The organism is Mongoliitalea lutea (genome assembly GCF_014652135.1).
In the GTDB taxonomy this organism is placed as follows: Bacteria; Bacteroidota; Bacteroidia; order Cytophagales; family Cyclobacteriaceae; genus Mongoliitalea; species Mongoliitalea lutea.
Genome location: NZ_BMYF01000041.1, coordinates 1 through 4,262, shown reverse-complemented (window position 1 = coordinate 4,262; position 4,262 = coordinate 1). Strand labels below are relative to the sequence as shown.

Sequence of the window (4,262 nt, the reverse complement as noted above, 5' to 3'; positions counted from 1 at the left end):
GTTTCAGACCATGCGTCAACTGAGACTTACTTATGGGGAGGCGGAGCAGCTGTTCCGTAGGATGGTATTTAATGTTTTGGCACGTAACTGTGATGATCATACCAAGAACTTTGCTTTCCTAATGGATCAGGAGGGGAGCTGGAGTCTTTCTCCTGCCTATGATATTTGCCATGCTTACAGGCCTGACAGTGTCTGGGTCAGTCAGCATTGCCTGAGCATTAATGGTAAAAGGAAAGATTTTTTGATGGACGATTTTTTGGCGATAGCCAAGCAAAATTCTATCCGTAACCCACAAGGCATTATCCAGGAAGTACAGGAGGTCGTTTCCAATTGGATGGACTATGCCAGTAGATACAAAGTCAGTGAAAGGCTTGCTGAGGCTATTGCTGCTACTTTGGTAAAGCTGGTGTAGGGGCGAATTTTTATTCATTGATTCTATTTCCTAAAAGATATTTCCATAATTTCTATGCTAGGGAATTGAGGTTCCATAAGTAAATCCGTTTTTAATAATTTAAGAGTTCCTGATCATTTTTCTTGAAACTAAAAAAAGTTTTTATTTGGAAAACATTAAATTAACCTATAAAATAAGTTTATAATTATTAGAACCTGCGAAGTATTTAGAATGTTCTTCGGTTTTTTAAGTATTTTTTGGTCTCAAACTACTGTATTACAGGGTGTTACTAGGAGTTATATTTTTGGAATTCTAAAAAAAAAATCTTAAGTTTTATAACTTTTGGTAGTAAATTCAAAAACCACTATTCGATAAAATCAATTAAAAAATAAAACCTGAGAATTATATGTACAGAAAACTAATTGTTTTGATTATAGCTTCTTTTTTTAGCAGTTATTTGAATGCACAGGAAAACAGCCTGTACTATTATGGGTATAAAACTAAATATGTCTTGACTACTGATTCATCACACTCTGTTTTGATTCCCAAAGATGAAAGACTTATAAAAGATATATCTGATTTACCAGAAAGCGTTAGGAACCTGAAAAATTTAACATCAATCGTGAATAGAAAAGAATTCCTGGTTGAAATTTCTGATAAATCCATAATCAAAAATCAGGACATAAAAGATTTTGATGTGATTCCAATTATGTTTCATAAAGAAAACTTAATGATTCCTACGGGATTAATCAATTTGCTTCCAAAAGAAGGATCAAAAATTGATGATATCTCGGCTGTAACGGATTATAAATTTACAATTGTAAAGAAAAATGATTATGGAAGTTTAATGATAAAACCTGATAATGTCAGTGACTTATTCCTTTTATCAAATCAAATCTACGAAAGTGGTTTAGTAGAATGGTGTGAACCTGATTTCCTTGTAAGCATTGTCAAGCACCAATCCGTTACGCCTACGGATCCGTTGTTTCCGCAACAATATTATCTCAACCAGCCAAACAATATTGATATAAATGCTCCGCAGGCTTGGGCAATAAGCAGGGGAGTGCAACCCGTCAGGGTAGCAGTGATTGATGATGGTGTTGAGGCACATGAAGACCTTGCCGGCAGGGTTGTCCCCGGATTTACTTCTCCAAATAATAATGGGGGTGGAGCTCCTGTAAATAATCCCCCTCCAGGAGTAGTTCTTGGACATGGCCAAGCATGTGCTGGGATCTTAGGAGCTACGCATGACAATGTTGGCATTTCAGGGGTTTTTCCTGGCAGTACTATAGTTCCAATTAATATTTTTACAAATTGGATATTTAATCCTTTTACAGGACTTTTTCAATCAGTAATAACATTTGAAAATGCCGCTGCTGCCATAAATTGGGCATTTAATCCTAATGGGGGTAATGCTGATGTAATCAGTAATTCTTGGGGCTTTGCTGGTACAGATTTTCCTAATTCAGGACCGGTTATCAATGCTATTAACAATGCCCAAAACAATGGAAGGGTACGGAATGGAGTGGCCCTGGGAGTCCCTGTGATATTTTCATCAGGGAATTTCCATCCAACTCCGGGATGTGGTTTTCCGGATTGCTTTAATGGAGTGGCTTTTCCTGCAAATGTAAACGGGGTAATAACTGTGGGAGCTATTGACCGCAATGGAGCCATTTGGAACTACAGCAGCAGAGGTCCTCAGATGGACTTGGTGGCACCAACGGGAAATGTTAATAATCTGGGTGATCTCGTTACAACTGATAGAATGGGTAATCTTGGTTACAACAATGGTAATTATACCTTTACATTCGGAGGTACATCCGGTGCTGCACCCCAGGTTGCAGGAGCTGCCGCACTGATGATTTCAGTTAATCCGAATCTTACATTGACCCAAATAAGAAATATTTTAAGAAACACAGCCACCGATATGGGGCCTTCCGGGTTTGACAATACTTTTGGGTATGGAAGGTTAAATTTAGAAGCCGCACTGAAGGCATCTTTACCTACCATCATAGGAAATAGTCTTCTTTGCACTTCCAATAATAATTACACTCCCAGTTTTGCTATTCCAAATACTACAGCTTCATGGCAGGTTACCCCGCCTGGTTTTTTTGCTACCGGTGGCGGTGCTGCAACCAGTGGGAACGGAACAACAGCCACCCTAAGAGCGGCTTCAAATTTTGGAGGTCAGGCAACCATTGAATTCACATTTACAGGGCCATTAGGTCAGGCCAATGTCAGAAGAAATATCTGGGTAGGTACACCACATATCACAAATATGCGGGTCAACAACCAGCCAGTATTTCCAAGCCAATCTGTATCTTTGTGCCCCGGCAACCATTGGCTTAACGTGACCCCTGTTGGTGGAAATGCAGGAGCCGCTACTTGGACTGTACCACAGGGTGTACCCCATTGGATTGGGAACAATACCATGGATTTTACTTTCCCATCAAATATGTCTTCAATTACAATTTCCGCAAGATCTTCGAATTCCTGCGGTCAGGGTGTAAACTATAACTTTTTCCTCATGAGACAAAACTGGAATTGCCCCAGTTCATTTGCAGTGGTCGCCTACCCCAATCCTACCAGTGATGTTTTGAATATTGAAATGATTCCTCTTTCCCATGATGTATCCAAAGATGATGCTCCAATTATTTATTCCGCAATTTTGCTGAATTCAGATGGCAGGGAAGTTTCAAAGGGATTTAGGGAAGGATCGAAAATTGTATTTGATGTCAGCCACCTGAAAAGGGGAGTTTATTTCATCCATGTTATAGTGGACGGGGAAATGATAAGAGAGCAAATCGTAATTGAATAAAGAAAAAACACATCTTTTTTTAGAAATTATTTATGGTTTCCTTTTTGTCGAAACACATTTAGATTCAAAGTAAGGATTAAAGTGGAGTTAACTTTCAATTAAATATAAAGTAAAAAAACCAATAAGAATAGTTGAATCTATGAAGGATGTATTATTATAATACTACTTTGGATAAATAAACTATAAAAAATAATTAAACAATCTTGTCGCATCTTTATCAAGAATTACGTCTAAGTATTAATGAAAACCATTAAACTGCCCCTATGAAAAAATTTCTGAAAGGTTTTTGTCAGGTATTATTGATACTTTTGACTTTTGGCTGCCTGAATCCTGAAGACGATAATTCAGGACAATGCGTTGAAGGGACCATTCCATTTGTTTATTATAGATTAATTTTTCCTGACTGTTATCGAAAAACCTTTTGGATTGAGGTTTTGGGTGCAGAAAAAATTGGGAAAAGTGTAACCATACCGAAAATTCAAAGAGGTGAGCATCCAGAACCTGCTGTAAAATATTTTAACGTGATTGAAGCAATAATTCCAGATTATAATTTTGATGAAACTTTATTGGAAAGCCTGCAAGGTTCTTCTATTTATTTTGAATACAGATATGCGTCGAAAGAAGAAATATCGGATGTAAGAAATGATAGCCCATGTAAGGAAATCTATGATTATTTTGAATTACCGGTGATAGTAATTACCCGATTTTCTTTTGAATCCTGTCCCAAACATTCGGAAAATCAATAAAAAACTGATGTACAATTGGAATTTAATCAAGCTGTAAACAGGTTGTACCTAAACTTTTTTTAAAAAAAATATGGGAAGTTTTGGTTAGGATATCAGATTTAAACTATTTAAGTCCAAATCTTGTAAAAAGAAAGAAGCCGACGAATTTTTCCTAAATTCCGCCGACTAAACCCAAGTTGATATTAAAGGGTTTTTATTTTTTCACCGGAATGATCCGTTCGGGGCAGACCTTGCAGGAGGTTGGATTTGAACATTGGTTGATCAAGTTTGACGGGGTCAATGACACACAATTTGGAGAGACCTTTGG

General features: G+C 37.4%; 3 protein-coding genes. All 3 read left to right on the top strand.

The window, feature by feature from the left end; translation table 11 throughout:
• Positions 1-412: type II toxin-antitoxin system HipA family toxin (locus IE080_RS19160; protein ID WP_189586743.1), on the top strand; the 412-nt coding region annotated here is incomplete at its 5' end.
• Positions 413-797: 385 nt separating this feature from the next.
• On the top strand, positions 798-3,209 hold the full coding sequence (locus IE080_RS19155; protein ID WP_189586740.1) for a S8 family serine peptidase: 2,412 nt from the start codon (positions 798-800) through the stop codon (positions 3,207-3,209).
• Positions 3,210-3,472: 263 nt separating this feature from the next.
• Positions 3,473-3,955 carry a hypothetical protein gene (locus IE080_RS19150; protein WP_189586739.1) on the top strand — a complete coding sequence of 161 codons (483 nt, stop codon included), beginning with the start codon at positions 3,473-3,475 and terminating at the stop codon, positions 3,953-3,955.
• The last annotated feature ends 307 nt before the right edge of the window (positions 3,956-4,262 follow it).